At 38.8% G+C, this 18,098-nt stretch carries 29 protein-coding genes; 1 reads left to right on the top strand and 28 read right to left on the bottom strand.

Annotated features, from left to right (window positions below; genetic code table 11):
* Positions 1–5: 5 nt before the first annotated feature.
* The 26 genes from map to rpsL form a co-directional block, all read right to left on the bottom strand.
* The gene (map, locus tag ACYIAR_RS11790) at positions 6–791 is read right to left on the bottom strand and encodes a type I methionyl aminopeptidase (RefSeq protein ID WP_480329753.1); all 786 of its coding nucleotides are present in this window, start codon (positions 789–791) and stop codon (positions 6–8) included.
* Positions 792–800: 9 nt separating this feature from the next.
* Entirely contained in the window at positions 801–2,138 is a 1,338-nt protein-coding gene (secY, locus tag ACYIAR_RS11785; protein WP_480329752.1) for a preprotein translocase subunit SecY, read from the bottom strand.
* A 3-nt stretch (positions 2,139–2,141) separates the two neighbouring features.
* Entirely contained in the window at positions 2,142–2,588 is a 447-nt protein-coding gene (rplO, locus tag ACYIAR_RS11780) for a 50S ribosomal protein L15 (RefSeq protein ID WP_480329751.1), read from the bottom strand.
* A 30-nt stretch (positions 2,589–2,618) separates the two neighbouring features.
* The gene (gene rpmD / locus ACYIAR_RS11775) at positions 2,619–2,795 is read right to left on the bottom strand and encodes a 50S ribosomal protein L30 (protein WP_480329750.1); all 177 of its coding nucleotides are present in this window, start codon (positions 2,793–2,795) and stop codon (positions 2,619–2,621) included.
* Between the two features lie 19 nt (positions 2,796–2,814).
* Positions 2,815–3,333 carry a 30S ribosomal protein S5 gene (gene rpsE / locus ACYIAR_RS11770; RefSeq protein WP_480329749.1) on the bottom strand — a complete coding sequence of 173 codons (519 nt, stop codon included), beginning with the start codon at positions 3,331–3,333 and terminating at the stop codon, positions 2,815–2,817.
* A gap of 5 nt (positions 3,334–3,338) precedes the next feature.
* Positions 3,339–3,683, bottom strand: a complete 345-nt coding sequence (gene rplR, locus ACYIAR_RS11765) for a 50S ribosomal protein L18 (RefSeq protein ID WP_480329748.1) — start codon at positions 3,681–3,683, stop codon at positions 3,339–3,341.
* 21 nt (positions 3,684–3,704) lie between these two features.
* Entirely contained in the window at positions 3,705–4,256 is a 552-nt protein-coding gene (rplF, locus tag ACYIAR_RS11760) for a 50S ribosomal protein L6 (RefSeq protein ID WP_480329747.1), read from the bottom strand.
* Between the two features lie 18 nt (positions 4,257–4,274).
* Positions 4,275–4,670: a 30S ribosomal protein S8 gene (gene rpsH, locus ACYIAR_RS11755; RefSeq protein WP_122276571.1), complete on the bottom strand. Its 396-nt coding sequence runs from the start codon at positions 4,668–4,670 to the stop codon at positions 4,275–4,277.
* A gap of 62 nt (positions 4,671–4,732) precedes the next feature.
* Positions 4,733–5,002, bottom strand: coding sequence for a 30S ribosomal protein S14 (gene rpsN, locus ACYIAR_RS11750; RefSeq protein ID WP_480329746.1), 270 nt, complete (start codon positions 5,000–5,002; stop codon positions 4,733–4,735).
* 6 nt (positions 5,003–5,008) lie between these two features.
* Entirely contained in the window at positions 5,009–5,566 is a 558-nt protein-coding gene (rplE, locus tag ACYIAR_RS11745) for a 50S ribosomal protein L5 (RefSeq protein WP_480329745.1), read from the bottom strand.
* Complete coding sequence (gene rplX / locus ACYIAR_RS11740; protein ID WP_480329744.1) at positions 5,566–5,886, bottom strand: 50S ribosomal protein L24; 321 nt, start codon at positions 5,884–5,886, stop codon at positions 5,566–5,568. The genes rplE and rplX overlap by 1 nt, the downstream gene beginning before the upstream one ends.
* A 22-nt stretch (positions 5,887–5,908) precedes the next feature.
* On the bottom strand, positions 5,909–6,274 hold the full coding sequence (rplN, locus tag ACYIAR_RS11735; protein ID WP_480329743.1) for a 50S ribosomal protein L14: 366 nt from the start codon (positions 6,272–6,274) through the stop codon (positions 5,909–5,911).
* A 1-nt stretch (position 6,275) separates the two neighbouring features.
* Positions 6,276–6,533 (bottom strand): 30S ribosomal protein S17, encoded by a 258-nt coding sequence (gene rpsQ, locus ACYIAR_RS11730; RefSeq protein ID WP_480329742.1) that lies wholly within the window; start codon positions 6,531–6,533, stop codon positions 6,276–6,278.
* Positions 6,534–6,542: 9 nt separating this feature from the next.
* Positions 6,543–6,740: a 50S ribosomal protein L29 gene (rpmC, locus tag ACYIAR_RS11725; RefSeq protein WP_480329741.1), complete on the bottom strand. Its 198-nt coding sequence runs from the start codon at positions 6,738–6,740 to the stop codon at positions 6,543–6,545.
* A gap of 6 nt (positions 6,741–6,746) precedes the next feature.
* A complete protein-coding gene (gene rplP / locus ACYIAR_RS11720; RefSeq protein WP_480329740.1) occupies positions 6,747–7,181 on the bottom strand; it encodes a 50S ribosomal protein L16 in 435 nt (144 codons plus the stop codon).
* 20 nt (positions 7,182–7,201) lie between these two features.
* Positions 7,202–7,933 carry a 30S ribosomal protein S3 gene (gene rpsC / locus ACYIAR_RS11715; RefSeq protein WP_480329739.1) on the bottom strand — a complete coding sequence of 244 codons (732 nt, stop codon included), beginning with the start codon at positions 7,931–7,933 and terminating at the stop codon, positions 7,202–7,204.
* Positions 7,934–7,940: 7 nt separating this feature from the next.
* Complete coding sequence (gene rplV / locus ACYIAR_RS11710; RefSeq protein WP_480329738.1) at positions 7,941–8,351, bottom strand: 50S ribosomal protein L22; 411 nt, start codon at positions 8,349–8,351, stop codon at positions 7,941–7,943.
* A 44-nt stretch (positions 8,352–8,395) separates the two neighbouring features.
* Positions 8,396–8,665, bottom strand: coding sequence for a 30S ribosomal protein S19 (rpsS, locus tag ACYIAR_RS11705; protein WP_005634738.1), 270 nt, complete (start codon positions 8,663–8,665; stop codon positions 8,396–8,398).
* A 20-nt stretch (positions 8,666–8,685) separates the two neighbouring features.
* A complete protein-coding gene (gene rplB, locus ACYIAR_RS11700; protein WP_480329737.1) occupies positions 8,686–9,510 on the bottom strand; it encodes a 50S ribosomal protein L2 in 825 nt (274 codons plus the stop codon).
* Between the two features lie 8 nt (positions 9,511–9,518).
* On the bottom strand, positions 9,519–9,812 hold the full coding sequence (rplW, locus tag ACYIAR_RS11695; RefSeq protein ID WP_480329736.1) for a 50S ribosomal protein L23: 294 nt from the start codon (positions 9,810–9,812) through the stop codon (positions 9,519–9,521).
* 11 nt (positions 9,813–9,823) lie between these two features.
* Positions 9,824–10,453: a 50S ribosomal protein L4 gene (gene rplD, locus ACYIAR_RS11690; RefSeq protein ID WP_480329735.1), complete on the bottom strand. Its 630-nt coding sequence runs from the start codon at positions 10,451–10,453 to the stop codon at positions 9,824–9,826.
* A complete protein-coding gene (gene rplC / locus ACYIAR_RS11685; RefSeq protein ID WP_480329734.1) occupies positions 10,453–11,070 on the bottom strand; it encodes a 50S ribosomal protein L3 in 618 nt (205 codons plus the stop codon). The genes rplD and rplC overlap by 1 nt, the downstream gene beginning before the upstream one ends.
* 20 nt (positions 11,071–11,090) lie before the next feature.
* Positions 11,091–11,396 carry a 30S ribosomal protein S10 gene (rpsJ, locus tag ACYIAR_RS11680; protein WP_005634728.1) on the bottom strand — a complete coding sequence of 102 codons (306 nt, stop codon included), beginning with the start codon at positions 11,394–11,396 and terminating at the stop codon, positions 11,091–11,093.
* 27 nt (positions 11,397–11,423) lie between these two features.
* Positions 11,424–13,553 (bottom strand): elongation factor G, encoded by a 2,130-nt coding sequence (gene fusA / locus ACYIAR_RS11675; protein ID WP_480329733.1) that lies wholly within the window; start codon positions 13,551–13,553, stop codon positions 11,424–11,426.
* 26 nt (positions 13,554–13,579) lie between these two features.
* On the bottom strand, positions 13,580–14,056 hold the full coding sequence (gene rpsG / locus ACYIAR_RS11670) for a 30S ribosomal protein S7 (RefSeq protein WP_480329732.1): 477 nt from the start codon (positions 14,054–14,056) through the stop codon (positions 13,580–13,582).
* A 157-nt stretch (positions 14,057–14,213) separates the two neighbouring features.
* Positions 14,214–14,618 carry a 30S ribosomal protein S12 gene (gene rpsL, locus ACYIAR_RS11665; protein WP_480329731.1) on the bottom strand — a complete coding sequence of 135 codons (405 nt, stop codon included), beginning with the start codon at positions 14,616–14,618 and terminating at the stop codon, positions 14,214–14,216.
* Between the two features lie 328 nt (positions 14,619–14,946).
* On the opposite strand from rpsL, the gene ACYIAR_RS11660 reads away from it, so the two are divergent.
* Positions 14,947–15,762: an MBL fold metallo-hydrolase gene (locus tag ACYIAR_RS11660; protein ID WP_480329730.1), complete on the top strand. Its 816-nt coding sequence runs from the start codon at positions 14,947–14,949 to the stop codon at positions 15,760–15,762.
* Between the two features lie 170 nt (positions 15,763–15,932).
* Here ACYIAR_RS11660 and mutL read toward each other — a convergent pair whose 3' ends face one another.
* Together mutL and ACYIAR_RS11650 are read right to left on the bottom strand one after the other, a co-directional pair.
* Positions 15,933–17,789 (bottom strand): DNA mismatch repair endonuclease MutL, encoded by a 1,857-nt coding sequence (mutL, locus tag ACYIAR_RS11655; RefSeq protein ID WP_480329729.1) that lies wholly within the window; start codon positions 17,787–17,789, stop codon positions 15,933–15,935.
* Positions 17,786–18,091, bottom strand: a complete 306-nt coding sequence (locus tag ACYIAR_RS11650; protein ID WP_480329728.1) for a hypothetical protein — start codon at positions 18,089–18,091, stop codon at positions 17,786–17,788. The genes mutL and ACYIAR_RS11650 overlap by 4 nt, the downstream gene beginning before the upstream one ends.
* Positions 18,092–18,098 lie beyond the last annotated feature (7 nt).

Raw genomic sequence — 18,098 nt, 5'->3', positions numbered from 1 at the left:
AAAATTTAAATTGCGTTATTACCAAGAACTTCTTCCAAAAACTTAAAAGAAGATAAAATTTCTGGTCCTTCCGGACGAATTGCAATACAATGCTCAAAGTGCGCTGATGGCTTTCTATCTTTTGTTCGAACAGTCCATCCATCACGCTCGAAGACTACATTCTTACTACCCATATTAATCATAGGCTCAATACAGATACACATACCAGAACGCAACAAAGCGCCACATCCACGTCTTCCGTAGTTTGGAACTTCTGGTTCTTCATGCATTTTTCTGCCAATTCCATGTCCGACCAATTCGCGAACAACCGAATAATTTTTAGACTCACAATAAGTCTGAATAGCAGAACTGATGTCACCTATTCTTTTACCTTCCAAAGCATGTTCAATACCAATATAAAGAGATTCTTTTGTAGTTTGCAAAAGTTTTCTAACTGCAGGATCAACTTCACCAACACAGAATGTATAAGCTGAATCACCAACAAAACCATTCAAATTGGTTCCACAATCCACAGATATTATATCTCCTTCTTTCAGAATTGTCTTTGCTGAAGGTATTCCATGAACAACATTCTCATTAACTGACGCACAAATTGAATTTGGAAATCCGCCATAACCTAAAAAAGCAGGTTCAGCTCCATGATCTCTGATAAATTCTTCTGCAATTTTGTCGAGTTCTAAAGTTGAAATTCCTGGCTTAATATGTTTAGCAAGCTCTCCGAGAGTCATACCAACCAATTGGTTAGCAGCTCGCATCAACTCTATCTCTTCATCTGTTTTTAAAAAGATCATTCTTTTATATTAATAAGCAGCAACGCCTGAACGTCCTTTAATTCTACCTGACTTCAACAAACCGTCATAATGACGCATTAACAAATGACTCTCAACCTGCTGTAATGTGTCTAACACAACACCAACGAGAATCAACAAAGATGTTCCACCAAAGAACTGAGAGAACTCCATACTCACTCCTGCTAACCTTGCAAAAGCTGGCATAATTGCCACAATTGCCAAGAAAATTGCACCAGGAAGAGTAATTCTATCCATTATGGTATCCAAATAGTCCTTGGTATGCTTACCTGGCTTAACCCCCGGAATGAATCCATTATTTCTTTTCAAGTCATCAGACATCTGAGTCGGATTGATTGTAATAGCTGTATAGAAATAAGTAAACAGGATAATTAGAACTGCAAAAACAAAGTTATACCAAAAACCGGTGTTATCCATAAATGCTGCCCAAAAACCTGTTTGATCACCCGTATTAGAAAAACCAACAATTGAAATTGGAATAAACATTATAGCTTGAGCGAAAATTATAGGCATCACATTCGCTGCATTAACTTTTAGAGGAATGTACTGTCTTGCTCCACCATACTGCTTATTACCGATAATTCTCTTAGCATATTGCACTGGAACTTTTCGAACTCCCTGCACTAGAAGTATCGCACCAGCAATAACCAATAGAAGAACCACCATTTCAGCTAAGAACATTACCAAACCTCCAGTTTTTTCACTAGTTCTAGAAATAAATTCCTGGAATAGAGAATGAGGAAGACGTGCAATAATACCAACTAAGATTATGAAGGAAATACCATTTCCTACACCCTTATCGGTAATTCTTTCACCGAGCCAAAGGATAAACATACTTCCAGCAGCCAAAATAATCGTAGAAGAAATTGTAAACAAAATACTTGATGGAAGCGCTGCACCAACGGCTTTTAACTGAACACTTAAATTCACCAAATAGGTTGGACCTTGGAAAAGCAAGATTGCTACAGTTAAATAACGAGTCCATTGATTAATTTTTCTACGACCACTCTCTCCTTCCCTTTGCATCTTCTGAAAAGATGGTACTGCTATAGCTAATAATTGCATAACAATAGAAGCAGAAATGTATGGCATAATCCCTAATGCAAAGATAGACGCATTGGAAAATGCGCCCCCTGAAAACATATCGAGGAGGGCCAACAAACCACCTCTTGTCTGCTCTTGTAAAGCTGTTAAAGCTTTAGGATCAATACCTGGAAGAACGACATATGTACCAAAACGGTAAATTATCACTAACAATAGAGTAGTGAGGATCCGATTTCTCAGATCCTCAATCTTCCAGATATTCTTTATTGTTTCAATTGCTCTCATATCTTAGAGTTTAACGACTGTTCCACCAACAGCCTGGATAGCAGCTTCAGCTGATTTAGAGAAAGCATGAGCTTCAACATCTAATTTAACTGTTAGGCTACCATTTCCAAGAATCTTAACCAACTGTGAAGCTGAGATGAAACCTGCTTCTACCAATTCATTAACTCCAATCTTTGTCAAATTCTGAGCTTCAGCTAGCTGCTGCAAAGTTGAAATGTTAATAGCTTTATACTCTACACGGTTAATATTCTTGAAACCAAACTTAGGCAAACGTCTCTGGATAGGCATCTGACCACCTTCGAAACCAATCTTGTTCTTATAACCAGATCTAGATTTCGCACCTTTGTGACCTCTTGTAGAAGTGCCACCTAGGCCAGAACCCGGACCACGACCGATTCTTTTACGAGTCTTTATTGAACCCTCTGCCGGTTTTAAATTTGATAAGTTCATATCGTACAATTTAATGTTTCTACTTTAATATTACTTTTCAACAGAAACCAAGTGTTTAACTTTTTCAACCATACCCAAGATTGCTGGGCTAGCTTCATGTTCAACTACCTGATTCATTTTTTTCAAACCTAGCGCATCCAAAGTTCTTTTCTGATCTTTAGGGCACTTAATTCTACTTTTTACCTGCTTTACTTTAATAGTTGCCATAAATAAAATCCTCCCTAAATTAACCTCTAAATACTTTTTCTACAGATACGCCACGATTCTGAGCTACAGTAAACGGACTTCTCAACTCATTCAAAGCAGCAATAGTAGCTTTTACCAAGTTATGAGGGTTTGAAGATCCTTTAGACTTAGCCAAAACGTCAGTAATACCTACACTTTCCAAAACAGCACGCATAGCACCACCGGCTTTAACACCAGTACCGTGAGATGCAGGTTTGATCAAAACCTTAGCACCACCAAACTTAGCTAGCTGTTCGTGAGGAATTGTACCTTTATGAACCGGAACACGAATCAAATTCTTCTTTGCAGCTTCTACACCTTTAGCGATAGCTGTTGTAACTTCACCTGCTTTACCTAAGCCCCAACCGATGATACCATCTTCGTTACCTACTACTACAATAGCAGCAAAACTAAATGTACGACCACCTTTAGTAACTTTAGTTACGCGGTTGATTGCAACCAATCTGTCCTTCAACTCTAAGTCGTTGGTTGATTTTACTCTATTATTTACTCCTGCCATCTTCATTAAAATTTAAGGCCGCCGTTACGTGCAGCATCTGCCAATTCTTTAATTCTTCCGTGATACAAGTAACCGTTACGGTCAAAAACTACAGACTGAACGCCAGCTTCCTGAGCATTTTTTGCGATCAATTCACCAACCTTAGCTGCAATTTCTTTTTTAGGAGCTTTCACTTCCATTTTCAAAGAAGAAGCTGAAGCCAAAGTCTTACCTGTAGTATCATCAATTACCTGTGCATAGATCTGCTTATTGCTTCTAAACACAGTCAGGCGAGGACGTTCAGCAGTACCTGAAACTTTACCTCTAACACCTGCTTTTATTTTTAATCGTCTTTCTTGCTTCGTTGTCATGATAATTTCAGTTTACGTAGATTACTTACCTGCTGATTTACCAGACTTTCTGCGAATTTCTTCACCCACAAACTTAATACCTTTACCTTTATAAGGTTCTGGCATACGGAATGAACGAATCTTTGCACAAATCTGACCAATTAACTGCTTGTCAGCAGATTCAAGGATAATAAGAGGGTTCTTATTTCTCTCTGATTTTGTTTCAACCTTAACTTCTTTAGGCAACTGCATGTAAATATTATGAGTATAACCCAAAGAAAGATCAAGCAACTGACCTGTATTAGAAACACGGTAACCGACACCTACAAGTTCAAGTTCCTTTTTGTAACCTTCAGAAACACCTACAACCATATTGTGAATCAAAGCACGATACAATCCGTGCAATGCACGATGATTCTTTTCGTCAGAAGGTCTAGTTAAAGTGATAACACCATTTTCTAAAGTTACTTTGATATCAGGATTTACAACCTGTTCAAGTTCGCCTTTAGGACCTTTAACTGCTACTACATTATCCTTGATAGTAACTGTTACACCAGCTGGAACATGGATTGGTAATTTACCTATTCTTGACATTCTTAATTCCTCCTAACATTAATAAACATAACACAATACTTCGCCACCAATTTTCAAATCGCGAGCTTCCTTGTCAGTCATTACACCTTTAGAAGTTGAAAGAACGGCAATACCCAAACCATTCAATACTCTCGGCATGTCTTTGTAGCCAGTGTACTTACGCAAACCTGGAGTAGAAACTCTCTCAAGTTTCTTGATTGCATTAACTTTATTTACCAAGTCATACTTCAAGGCAATCTTGATTGTACCTTGAGGACCATCTTCTACAAACTTGAAATTAAGAATGTAGCCCTTGTCGAAAAGGATCTTTGTGATCTCTTTCTTTAAATTTGACGCTGGCACTTCAACGACTCTGTGCTTAGCTTTGATCGCATTACGCAATCTTGTCAAATAATCTGCAATAGGATCTGTCATAAAAATAATTAATTAAATTGATCCGGACACTCCGGACAATATTTAAACTAAAAAAATATCTCTTACCAACTTGCTTTCTTAACACCCGGAATTAAACCTTGAGATGCCATTTCACGCAACTGAATACGAGAAATACCGAACTGGCGGATATAACCTTTCGGACGTCCTGTGATTTTGCAACGATTGTGCAAACGAACAGGAGAAGCATTTTTAGGCAAAGACTGCAAAGCTTCATAATCACCAGCAGCTTTCAATTCTGCTCTTTTAGCTGCATATTTTGCAACTAGCTTTGCTCTTTTAACCTCACGGGCCTTCATTGATTCCTTAGCCATAACTACTTAGTCTTTTTTTGCGTTTTTAAAAGGCAAACCAAATTCTCTCAACAAAGCGTAACCTTCTTCGTCAGTTTTTGCTGAGGTTACAAAGGTAATATTCATTCCCAATATTTTTGTAATATTGTCGATATTAATTTCTGGGAAAATGATTTGTTCCTGGATACCTAATGTATAATTTCCGCGTCCATCCAATTTTCCTTCAATACCTTTGAAGTCACGGATACGAGGCAATGCGATGCGAACTAGTCTTTCCAAGAATTCATACATCTGCTCACGACGTAGAGTTACCATAACACCAATAGGCATCTTTTTACGCAACTTGAAGTTTGAGATATCCTTCTTAGAAACTGTAGCAACAGCTTTCTGGCCTGTAATTGCAGTCAATTCACTGATAGCAACATCAATGATTTTTTTATCTGCAACAGCCATACCAAGTCCCTGATTGATTACAATCTTTTTCAAAACAGGAACCTGCATGACAGACTTGTATCCAAACTCCTTAGTTAAAGCAGGAACAATTCTATCCTGATATTCTTTCTTAAGACTGGCTGTATTGCTCATTACTTAATTTCCTCCCCTGATTTTTTTGAATAACGCACTAAAGCACCTGCTTCATTAAGTTTACGACCAATGCGTGTCGGTTTACCTGACTTAGGATCGATAACATTCAGGTTTGAAATATGAATAGGAGCTTCTTTTTTCTCGATTCCTCCCTGAGGATTCTTTGCATTAGGCTTAGTATGCTTTGATACTATATTAATACCTTCAACAACGGCACGGTTTTCTTTTACAAGAACCTGCAAAACACGACCTGTTTTACCTTTGTCTTCGCCAGTATTAACAAAAACTATATCGCCTTTTTTGATATGTAATTTGCTCATTACTCTTTAATTTTACGAAATATTAAAGTACTTCTGGTGCAAGAGAAACAATTTTCATGTTTGTTGCACGAAGTTCTCTGGCAACCGGACCGAAAATACGGCTACCACGAATATCACCGCTCGCATTCAACAACACACATGCATTATCATCAAAACGGATGTAAGAACCATCCGGACGGCGGATTTCTTTCTTTGTGCGAACTATAACAGCTTTAGAAACGGCACCCTTCTTTACATCACTTGATGGGATAACGCTCTTAATAGCTACTACGATAATATCACCTACTGTAGCATAACGCTTTCTAGTACCACCCAAAACGCGGATACACAAAGCTTCTTTTGCACCGCTATTATCAGCTACTACTAATCTTGATTCTTGTTGTATCATGTTACTTAGCCCTTTCGATTATTTGAACTAATCTCCATCTTTTTGTTTTGCTCAAAGGACGAGTTTCCATAATTCTTACGGTATCGCCAATGTTGCATTCATTCTTTTCGTCGTGAGCATGATATTTCTTCGTCTTATTAACGAACTTACCATAAATGGGATGTTTTTCTTTCCATTTAATAGCAACTGTGATAGTTTTTTCCATCTTGTTGCTAGTAACCACGCCCGTTCTTTCTTTTCTTAAATTTCTAGTTTCCATCAGGCTCAATTATTTGTTGTTAAGTTCTCTCTGGCGCAATTCAGTTTTCATGCGCGCAATCATCCTGCGTTGTTGTTTAATCTGAGCAGGATTTTCACTCGGAGTAATGCTGTGGTTAATCAACTTAGCTTCGTAAGCAGCAACCTCTGCATTTACTCTTTCAAGCAACTCGCTTGTGCTTAATTCTCTAATTTCTGCAATCTTCATAACCAATTACGCATTTTGATTTTGCATATCATAATCACGTCTCACAACAAACTTTGTTGTTACAGGAAGCTTCTGAGCTGCTAAACGCAAAGCTTCTTTAGCAACATCGAAAGGAACACCTTCGATTTCGAAAATAAGACGACCTGGAGTAACAGGAGCAACAAATCCTTCTGGATTACCTTTACCTTTACCCATACGCACTTCAGCAGGCTTCTTAGTGATTGGTTTGTCTGGGAAAATACGAACCCAAACCTGACCCTGACGCTGCATGTAACGTGTTACAGCAATACGGGCAGCTTCGATCTGACGACCGGTAATCCATTTATTTTCTAATGACTTTATTCCAAATGATCCGAAGGCAAGCTGATTACCGCGCTGAGCTTCACCCTTCATGCGGCCCTTCTGCTGTCTTCTGAACTTGGTTTTCTTAGGTTGTAACATCTCTACTTAAATTCTAACGTTTAACGATTAGCTTTTTTTCTCTTGAAGTTTTTATCTCTGTTGCCACCGGCTTCATTTCTACGGCCAGATTCTTTTGCAGCAGTGAATGAAGGAGCAAGATCACGCTTACCATATACTTCACCACGGCAGATCCAAACCTTAACACCCAGCAAACCAACCTTTGTCAACGCTTCAGCCAAAGCATAATCGATATCTGCTCTGAATGTGTGCAACGGAGTTCTACCTTCCTTATACATTTCTGAACGAGCCATTTCTGCTCCATTCAAACGACCAGAAACTTGAATTTTGATACCTTCTGCACCCATTCTCATAGTAGATGCTATAGCCATTTTGATAGCACGACGGTATGCAATTTTACCTTCAAGCTGACGAGCAATATTGTTTGCAACAATTACAGCGTCCAATTCAGGTCTTTTAACTTCAAAGATATTGATCTGAACATCCTTATCAGTGATCTTCTTCAACTCTTCTTTCAACTTGTCAACTTCCTGACCACCTTTACCGATGATGATACCTGGACGAGATGTACAAACTGTGATTGTTATCAACTTCAACGTACGTTCGATAACGATACGAGATACACTTGCTTTTGCAAGACGGGCATTAAGATACTTACGGATTTTGCTATCTTCTAACAAAGTATCTCCGTAATTTTTGCCGCCATACCAATTGGAATCCCAACCACGGATGATTCCTAAACGATTACTAACCGGATTAACTTTTTGTCCCATCTACAAATTAATTTTGAGTATCTTTTTTACTAAGTGTATCTACAAACAGAGTTACATGGTTCGAACGTTTGCGAATTCTGTAACCTCTTCCCTGAGGAGCAGGACGCATTCTCTTCAAAGTTGTTGCACAATCAACACTGATTGAAGAAATATACAACTCACCTGCTTCTGCTTTACGTTCATTTTTCTGCTCCCAATTGGCAATTGCTGAACGAAGCAACTTTTCTACTCTTGCTGCAGCTTCTTTATTAGAAAACTTCAAAATACCAAGTGCACGGAATACTTCCATTCCACGAACCATGTCTACTACCAAACGCATTTTGCGAGGAGAAGTAGGTACGTTGCGCAATTTTGCGAAGTACATGGTCTTTTGGGCTTCTTTTCTTGCTTCAGCTGATATTCTTTTTCTAGCACCCATTTTTTAGATTCTTTTTTTTCAGTTGTTAGATTCCTGCTTACCGATTATTTTTTCTTGTTACCGGCATGGCCACGGAATGTACGAGTTGGAGAGAATTCTCCTAACTTATGACCAACCATATTTTCGGTTACAAAAACAGGAATAAATTTATTTCCATTATGAACTGCAATAGTATGGCCTACAAAATCAGGCGAAATCATTGAAGCTCTTGCCCATGTCTTAACTACAGCTTTCTTGCCTGATTCATTCATTGCAAGAACTTTCTTTTCAAGCTTTACATTAATATACGGGCCTTTTTTTAATGAACGACTCATAGTTTACTCAATTAATCAGATTATTTCTTTCTTCTTTCAATAATATATTTTGAAGAATGTTTCTTCGGAGCTCTTGTCTTCAAGCCCTTAGCATACAAGCCATTGCGTGATCTTGGATGACCTCCTGAAGCACGTCCTTCACCACCACCCATTGGGTGATCAACTGGGTTCATTACAACACCACGGTTGTGTGGACGACGACCTAACCATCTAGAACGACCGGCTTTACCTGATTTTTCAAGACCATGGTCTGAGTTACCTACTGCACCGATTGTAGCTTTACAAGCGGCAAGAATCTTTCTAGTTTCACCAGAAGGCATCTTAATGATTGCATAAGCACCTTCTTTTGAAGTCAGCTGAGCGAAAGCACCTGCAGAACGCACTAATTTAGCACCCTGTCCAGGACGAAGCTCAATATTGTGAATAATTGTACCTACAGGTATATTTGCCATTGGCAAAGTATTACCTACCTCAGGAGCTGCATCGCTACCTGAAACCACTGTCTGGCCAACTTCCAATCCATTAGGAGCGATGATATAACTTTTAGCTCCGTCAGCGTAATACAACAGTGCAATACGTGATGTACGGTTTGGATCGTACTCGATTGATTTAACTGTTGCAGGAATGCCATCTTTGTTTCTCTTGAAATCGATAAATCTGTACTTCTGTTTGTGACCGCCACCGATGTAACGCATTGTCATTTTACCAGTGTTGTTACGACCACCTGTACTTTTCTTACCTACTACAAGAGACTTCTCTGGTGTACTTGCAGTGATTTTATCAAATGCACCAATAACTTTGTGTCTCTGCCCCGGTGTTGTGGGCTTTAATTTACGTATTCCCATTTCTTTTTTTAGATATTACTAAAGAAATCAATTGTTTCTCCTTCTTTCAACGTTACGATTGCTTTCTTGAAAGCTGCCTGCTTACCATTGATGATACCAGACTTAGTATAACGGCTTTTTTTCTTACCAGAGTAGTTAATGGTATTCACATCAACTACTGTAACGTTATACATGCTTTCTACTGCTTTTTTGATCTCCAATTTGTTGGCATTAGGAGAAACGCGAAAACCAAAACGATTAGCGAACTTTTCTGTAATCGCTGTCTGCTTCTCAGTTACTATAGGCTTAATGATAATTCCCATTTCTTTACTCCTTATGCGTTAAACAGTTTTTCAATAGCTGCAACAGAACTTTCAGTCAAAACAACATTAGCTGCATCAAGCACGTTATAAGTGTTAAGATCTGATACTGTTACAATATTTGCCTTGTTCAAATTGCGAGCAGACAAATATACACAATTATTCTTCTCTGGTAAAACCATAAGCAGCTTTTTGTCAGCAACTTTTAGGTTTTTAGCAATTGTTATAAATTCTTTAGTTTTAGGAGCTTCCATAGTGAAGTCTTCAACTACAACAATTGCATTATTCTGTGCTTTGTAAGACAAAGCTGACTTACGAGCCAAGCTCTTTACTTTCTTGTTCAATTTGAACTCATAAGTACGTGGACGAGGACCGAAAACACGGCCACCACCTACCAAAAGAGGAGAATTGATATCACCACGGCGTGCACCACCACCACCTTTCTGGCGGATTAATTTACGTGTACTACCTGATACTTCACTTCTTTCTTTTGACTTATGTGTTCCCTGACGCTGATTAGCCAAAAACTGCTTAACGTCCAAGTAGATCGCATGATCATTCGGTTCAATGCCGAAGATAGCATCGTTCAAAGTTACCTTTCTTCCGGTATCTTCACCTTTAATATTTAATACGCTCAGTTCCATTACTTTTGAATTAATAAGATTGAACCTTTTGCTCCTGGAACAGAACCCTTCAACAAAAGAAGATTATGTTCCGGCATTACCTTGATCACCTGCAAGTTCTGGATAGTTACACGTTCGTTACCCATGTGTCCACCCATGCGCATGCCCTTGAATACCTTTGCAGGGTAAGAACAAGCACCGATAGAACCCGGCTTACGAGCACGGTTGTGCTGACCGTGAGTAGTCTGACCTACACCACCAAAACCATGACGTTTAACTACACCCTGGAAACCTTTACCCTTAGAAGTACCTACTACATCAACGAAGCCTGCATCTTCCAAGAAGTCAACTGTGATTACATCACCCAGTTTGTATTCGCCTTCAAAATTTTTGAACTCGGCCAAGTATCTCTTGGGAGTTACACCTGCTTTCTGGAAGTGACCCATTTCAGGTTTTGTTGTATGCTTTTCTTTTTTGTCAACAAAACCAAGCTGCAAAGCTTCGTAGCCATCATTTTCCAAAGTTTTGATCTGTGTAACAACACAAGGACCTACTTCGATAACAGTGCATGGAAGATTTTTTCCCTCGGCACTGAAAACGGATGTCATTCCGATTTTCTTTCCTAATAATCCTGGCATTTCACTTAAAATTTAAATACTTACACTTTAATTTCTACTTCTACACCACTTGGCAATTCCAGTTTCATCAATGCGTCAACTGTTTTTGCTGTTGAACTGTAGATGTCGATTAATCTCTTATAAGATGACAATTCGAACTGCTCACGAGATTTCTTGTTTACGAAAGTTGAGCGGTTCACAGTAAAGATACGTTTGTGTGTTGGAAGAGGAATTGGACCGCTAACAACTGCACCTGTAGCCTTTACAGTCTTTACGATTTTCTCAGCTGACTTATCAACCAAAGAATAATCATAAGACTTCAATTTAATTCTGATCTTTTGGCTCATATTTTTTATTTTATGAATTTCGAAACATTATTTGATCAAATCAGCACGTCCCTGAACTTCTGTCAATACCTGCTTAGCAATAGAAGAAGATACCTGAGCATAGTGAGAGAACTGCATTGAAGATGTTGCACGACCTGAAGTGATAGTACGCAAAGCTGTTACATAACCGAATGTTTCAGCCAATGGAACTTTAGCTTTTACGATACGAGCACCTGTACGGCTTGATTCCATACCTTCAACCTGACCACGACGTTTGTTCAAGTCACCGATTACATCACCCATGCTTTCTTCAGGAGTAACAACTTCCATCTGCATGATTGGTTCCATCAAACAAGGACCAGCTTTTTCACATGCATTCTTGAATGCCTGGATAGCTGCGATTTCGAATGACAACTGGTCAGAGTCTACTGGGTGATATGAACCATCGATCAAAGTTACTTTCAACTTATCAAGTGGGTATCCAGCCAAAACACCATTCTTCATTGCTTTTTCGAAACCTTTCTGAACTGAAGGGATGAATTCTTTTGGAACGTTACCACCCTTAACTTCATCGATGAATTCCAAAGTGCCTTCGAAACCTTCTGAAGCTGGTTCGATGCGAACGATGATATCAGCGAACTTACCACGACCACCAGACTGTTTCTTATATACTTCACGCAATTCAACTGGCTGAGTAATTGCTTCTTTGTAAGTAACCTGAGGTTTACCCTGATTACATTCAACCTTGAATTCACGTTTCAAACGGTCGATAATGATATCCAAGTGCAACTCACCCATACCGCTGATAACTGTCTGACCTGTTTCCTCGTTAGTCTGAACACGGAATGTTGGGTCTTCTTCAGCCAACTTAGCCAATCCCATACCCAATTTATCCAAGTCTTTCTGAGTCTTAGGTTCAACAGCAATACCAATAACTGGTTCTGGGAATTCCATTGATTCAAGTGTGATTGGATGTTCTTCGTCACACAATGTATCACCTGTACGGATATCTTTGAAACCTACACCTGCACCTATATCACCACAACCGATAACTTCCATTGGGTTCTGTTTGTTAGAGTGCATCTGGAACAAACGAGAAATACGTTCTTTCTTACCAGAACGAGTATTCAAAACATATGAACCAGCGTTCATAGAACCTGAATATACACGGAAGAAGCACAAACGACCTACATATGGGTCAGTAGCAATCTTAAATGCCAATGCTGTCAATGGTTCTTCAAACAATGGCTTGCGAACAACAACCTTATCAGGATCTCTTGGATCAGTACCTTCAATTGCAGGAGTATCTTCAGGGCTTGGCAAATATGCACAAACTGCATCAAGCAATGTCTGAACACCTTTGTTCTTGAATGAAGAACCACAAATCATTGGGTTGATAGCCATTGACAATGTACCTTTGCGGATAGCAGCCTTGATTTCATCTTCAGTAATTGTTGAAGGATCATCAAAGTATTTTTCCATCAAAGCATCATCACATTCAGCCAATACTTCCAACATTTTGTCTCTCCATTCTTCAGCTTCAGCCTGCAATTCTGCAGGAATATCTTCTACTGAATATTCAGCTCCCATAGTTTCATCGTGCCAAAGGATAGCTTTCATTCTAACCAAGTCAACAACACCACGGAAAGTTTCTTCAGCACCGATTGGAATCTGAATTGGACAAGGATTAGCACCCAAAACATCCTTAACCTGGCGAACTACTTCAAAGAAGTTTGCACCAGAACGGTCCATTTTGTTTACATAACCGATACGAGGTACATTATATTTATCAGCCTGACGCCATACTGTTTCTGACTGAGGTTCTACACCACCAACAGCACAGAATGCAGCTACAGCACCATCCAAGATACGCAATGAACGTTCAACTTCTACAGTAAAGTCTACGTGTCCCGGAGTGTCAATCAAGTTAATTTTATATTTATCATTAGCATACTTCCAGAATGTTGTAGTAGCAGCAGATGTGATAGTGATACCACGTTCCTGTTCCTGCTCCATCCAGTCCATAGTTGCAGCACCGTCATGAACTTCACCAATTTTGTGAGTCAGACCAGTATAGAAAAGAATACGTTCTGAAGTTGTAGTCTTTCCTGCATCGATGTGCGCCATGATACCGATGTTTCTGGTATACTTCAATTGTTCGTCAGCTTTTGTTGCCATGTATAAAATCTCCTTAATTTGATAAATTAAAATCTGAAGTGAGCGAATGCACGGTTAGCTTCAGCCATACGGTGCATATCTTCTTTTCTCTTAAACGCACCACCCTGATTGTTGAATGCATCAACGATTTCAGCAGACAACTTATCAGACATAGTTTTACCACCACGCTTACGAGCGAAGATGATAAGGTTCTTCATAGAGATTGACTCTTTACGATCCGGGCGAATCTCAGTAGGTACCTGGAATGTAGCTCCACCGACACGGCGTGATTTAACTTCAACTTGAGGGGTAATATTGTCAAGTGCAGCTTTCCAAATTTCAAGTGCAGACTTTTCTTCATTAGGCAATTTAGCCTTAACTGCTTCAAGAGCAGAATAGAAAATTTCGAAGGCAGTATTTTTCTTGCCATCGTACATCAAATGGTTAACGAATTTCGTAACCTTTACATCACCGAAAACAGGATCTGGCAATACCTGTCTTTTCTTTGGTTTTGCTTTTCTCATTTCTTTTCAAAAATTTCGTTTCTTTCTTTGGTTGCCTTTTATTTGTCTTCAACAGTTCCGCCGAACCATTTACTCAACCTATTAGCCTATCCAAATACTCAAACCAGCTTTAATACTAAATTTAAATTCTCAGTTTGAAAGGAATAATGGGTTATTCTTATTTTTTACCCTTTGCTGCAGGAGCCTGACCTGGTTTAGGACGCTTAGCACCGTATTTTGAACGACGCTGTGTACGACCATTTACACCAGCTGTATCCAAAGTACCGCGAACAATGTGGTAACGAACACCTGGAAGGTCCTTAACACGACCACCACGAACCAAAACGATTGAGTGTTCCTGCAAGTTGTGTCCTTCTCCTGGGATGTAAGAGTTTACTTCTTTACCATTTGTCAAACGTACTCTCGCTACTTTACGCATTGCAGAGTTAGGTTTCTTAGGTGTTGTTGTGTAAACACGTACGCAAACGCCACGTCTCTGTGGACATGAATCCAACGCAGGTGATTTACCTTTTTCCACCAAAGTTTCCCTTCCTTTTCTAACTAATTGCTGAATTGTAGGCATTTCTTTTCTTTTTTATTAAACTTTGATTGTGATATTATAACTTTCAATTCTTATTTTCAGGCACAAGGATAGTAATATCTACTCATAAATCATAAGATTAACATAGTTTTTACATACCCCTCGCTTAAAACGTTGCAAAGTTACGCATTTGTTCTCATTCTGCAATATTTTATTTGTCTACAAACCATAGAAATTTGCTATTTTATATTTATTTAACAATGGGATTTATATGTTGTATATCATAAAAAAGGTTCGATACTAAAACTCTAATGTATCTTTGCTAATAGATAAACTATACATTAATAATATAGATAAAGTAAGAAACAAAATGGGAAAATATGAAACCAAGATTACAATGTTAGGGACTGGTAATGCAGCGGTAACTAAATGTTATAACACTTGCTTTTGTTTGCATACAGAAAAAGGTATTTTCTTAGTCGATGCTGGCGGAGGCAACGGAATACTATCACAATTAGAAAAAGCAAATATTTCGCTAACCGACATACATGAATTATTCATTTCTCATGCTCACACAGATCATTTGCTCGGTGCAGTTTGGATTATCCGTGCAATCGCACAGCTAATGCAAAAGAATGCATATTCAGGTAATCTTAATGTTTACGGACACGACAAAGTGATTAACGTTACAGAATGGATATGCAAATCTACTCTTCCTAAAAAAATAGTAGCATTCATTGGTAACAGGATTATTCTAAACAAACTTGACAAAGGAGACTCATTCGAAGCTGCAGGAGTAAAATGCACTTGTTTCGACATTGAATCGACAAAAGAAAAGCAATATGGATTAAGGATTGAATATGATAAAGACAAAATACTAGCTTTCCTGGGAGACGAACCATATAATCCAAACAATAAGGAATATGTAGAAAATGCCGACTGGATGATGAGCGAAGCTTTCTGCTTATATAGAGACAGGGATATTTTCAAGCCTTACGAAAAACATCACAGTACAGCTATCGACGCTGCACGAACAGCAGCTTCCCTTGGCATAAAGAACCTCATTCTATATCATACAGAGGACAAAACAATAGCAGAAAGAAAAATTAAATATACTGAAGAAGCAAAACTTGAATTCAAGAATCCGGTATATGTTCCGGATGACTTGGAGAGTATTACTCTATAAAAAAATACTAACAGATTTGAAGAATGGATTATTCCGGAAAAAGGACATAATATTAAGGCTGAAAGCCTTTTTATAGCCCAGGGCGTGAGCCCTGGGCTATAAAAAGGCTTTCAGCCTTGCTAGATAGTTCAGAATTCGTCGAACTCACGTTAATTATGAGCTCCTACTTATTATCTTCCGAATCTTTTATCAATTTCGTCATTAGAGAAAATAGTCATAATAGTTTTTCCATCCGGAGTCAGATTTGAGTCTGAGCATACAAAAAGCGAGGCAAGCAAATGATCCATTTCTTTTGCAGTCATTGGCTTTCCTATCGGTATAGCCTGAGCAGATGCCAAAGAAAAGGCTACCATATCTGATACTTCATCATTAACCTTACTTCCTGTTTCAATTGCTTTCAAAACTATTTCCTTCAGTAATTTCACACAGTCTGTTCCTTCCATTCCTGATGGAATGCCGTTGATAGAATAACTTCCACCTCCTAAATCAGAAAGGTCAAAACCAGCAAATGAAAGATCCTCCAACAACAAAGGAAGGTATGCATTCTCAGATGGCGTAAATTCTACAATAGCCGGGAAAAGCATCTGCTGCGACAATCCTCTTTTCTGTGATATACTTTGTTTATATTGCTCGAAAAGCACACGAATATGAGCCCTATGCTGATCTATAAGCGCCAAACCAGATTTAAGCGAAGTCACTATATAATGATTCTTATACTGATAGCAAGGCATCAATGTTTCTTCAAACATATTCTTCTCCACAGGTTCTGACTGTTCAAAATCTGTATTGATTGCCTTTTCTCTATCAGATTCGAAACTTTCATATAATTGTGCCCAGTCAAATTCACTTCTTGAAGAAGTATGTTCTCTTTCTCCCCCACCGCCGAATGAAGGAATAGAAGCTGCTGGAGGATTAAAAGGATTATATCCGGAATTCAACTGAACTCTCGGTCTCTCTCTCTGCTCAGTTTCTTTTGTTGGATTATACAAAGGTATATCTATAGAATCTGCAGAGTTGAAATCAAGAGTTGGTATTGCACTGGACTTTGCAAGAGTTTCACGAGTTGCTGCCAACAGGATTTGCCATATCGGCTGTTCATTCTCAAACTTTATTTCCGTCTTTGTGGGATGGATATTCACATCTATTGTGGACGGATCAAGATTCATATAAATGAAATAACTAGGCATTTCTCCCGGAGGAATAAGCTGGTCGTAAGCTTGCATTACAGCTTTATGAAAATACGGATGCTTCATAAATCTCCCATTAACAAAGAAATACTGTAAAGCACCACGTTTAGTTGCTGTATCCGGACGACCAATAAAGCCGGTTATCGAAACCAGAGAACTTTCAGCCTCAAGCGACAGCAATTTCTGATTGAAAGCCTTTCCATTTATATTTACAATCCTTTGACGTAACCCTGAAGAAGGAAGATTCAATATCTCAGTATCATTATGGAACAACGACATGGAAATTGAAGGGTTAACCAAAGCAACACGTTCAAACTCAGTAATTATATGTCTGAATTCTGTTTCATTTGATTTCAAGAACTTTCGTCGTGCTGGAACATTGAAGAAAAGATTCTTGACAGAGAATACAGAACCTTCAGCACAAGCGTCAGGTTCAGACAATTCCACTTTCGAACCGGAGATGTGTAATTTAGTCCCGAATTCCGCACCTTTAATCCTTGTCCTCAATTCAACCTGGGCAACAGCCGCTATTGAAGCCAAAGCCTCACCTCGGAATCCCATAGTATGCAAAGAAAACAAATCATCAACACACGAAATCTTGGAAGTGGCATGACGTTCGAACGACATTCTCGCATCCGTTTCCGACATACCCTTTCCATTATCAACAACCTGAATCAATGTTTTTCCGGCATCCTTTATTATAACTTGTATTGAACTTGCTCCAGCATCTATTGCATTCTCAACAAGTTCCTTTACAACTGATGCCGGACGCTGTATAACTTCGCCGGCGGCAATCTGATTGGCTATATTATCCGGCAATAGATGTATTATATCACTCATTGCCAGAATAAATACCAAAACAAGACTGCCAAAACAGCCAATGCAACAATCAGTTTCACATTCTTATACTGTCGGCTTCGGGCATCATCTCCCCTTCCACGGCTTCTCTTCAGATGCGTTGTACCTTCGATAAAGGTACCTTTTATAGAAGGTTTATAATCCTCAGGCGATTCTTCCATTCCCATCTCACGCTTTATTTTGCTTATGCGCTCTTCCATGGCTTCCTTGTGAGGATCCCAATAAATCGGTTTATGCTCGAACTGACGAGGTTTACGAACATTATAAAATGAAAAAAGTGCCATAATCGTT

This window comes from Parabacteroides sp. KHUB-01 (assembly GCF_056640935.1).
This window is presented reverse-complemented; position numbering and strand designations above follow the sequence as displayed.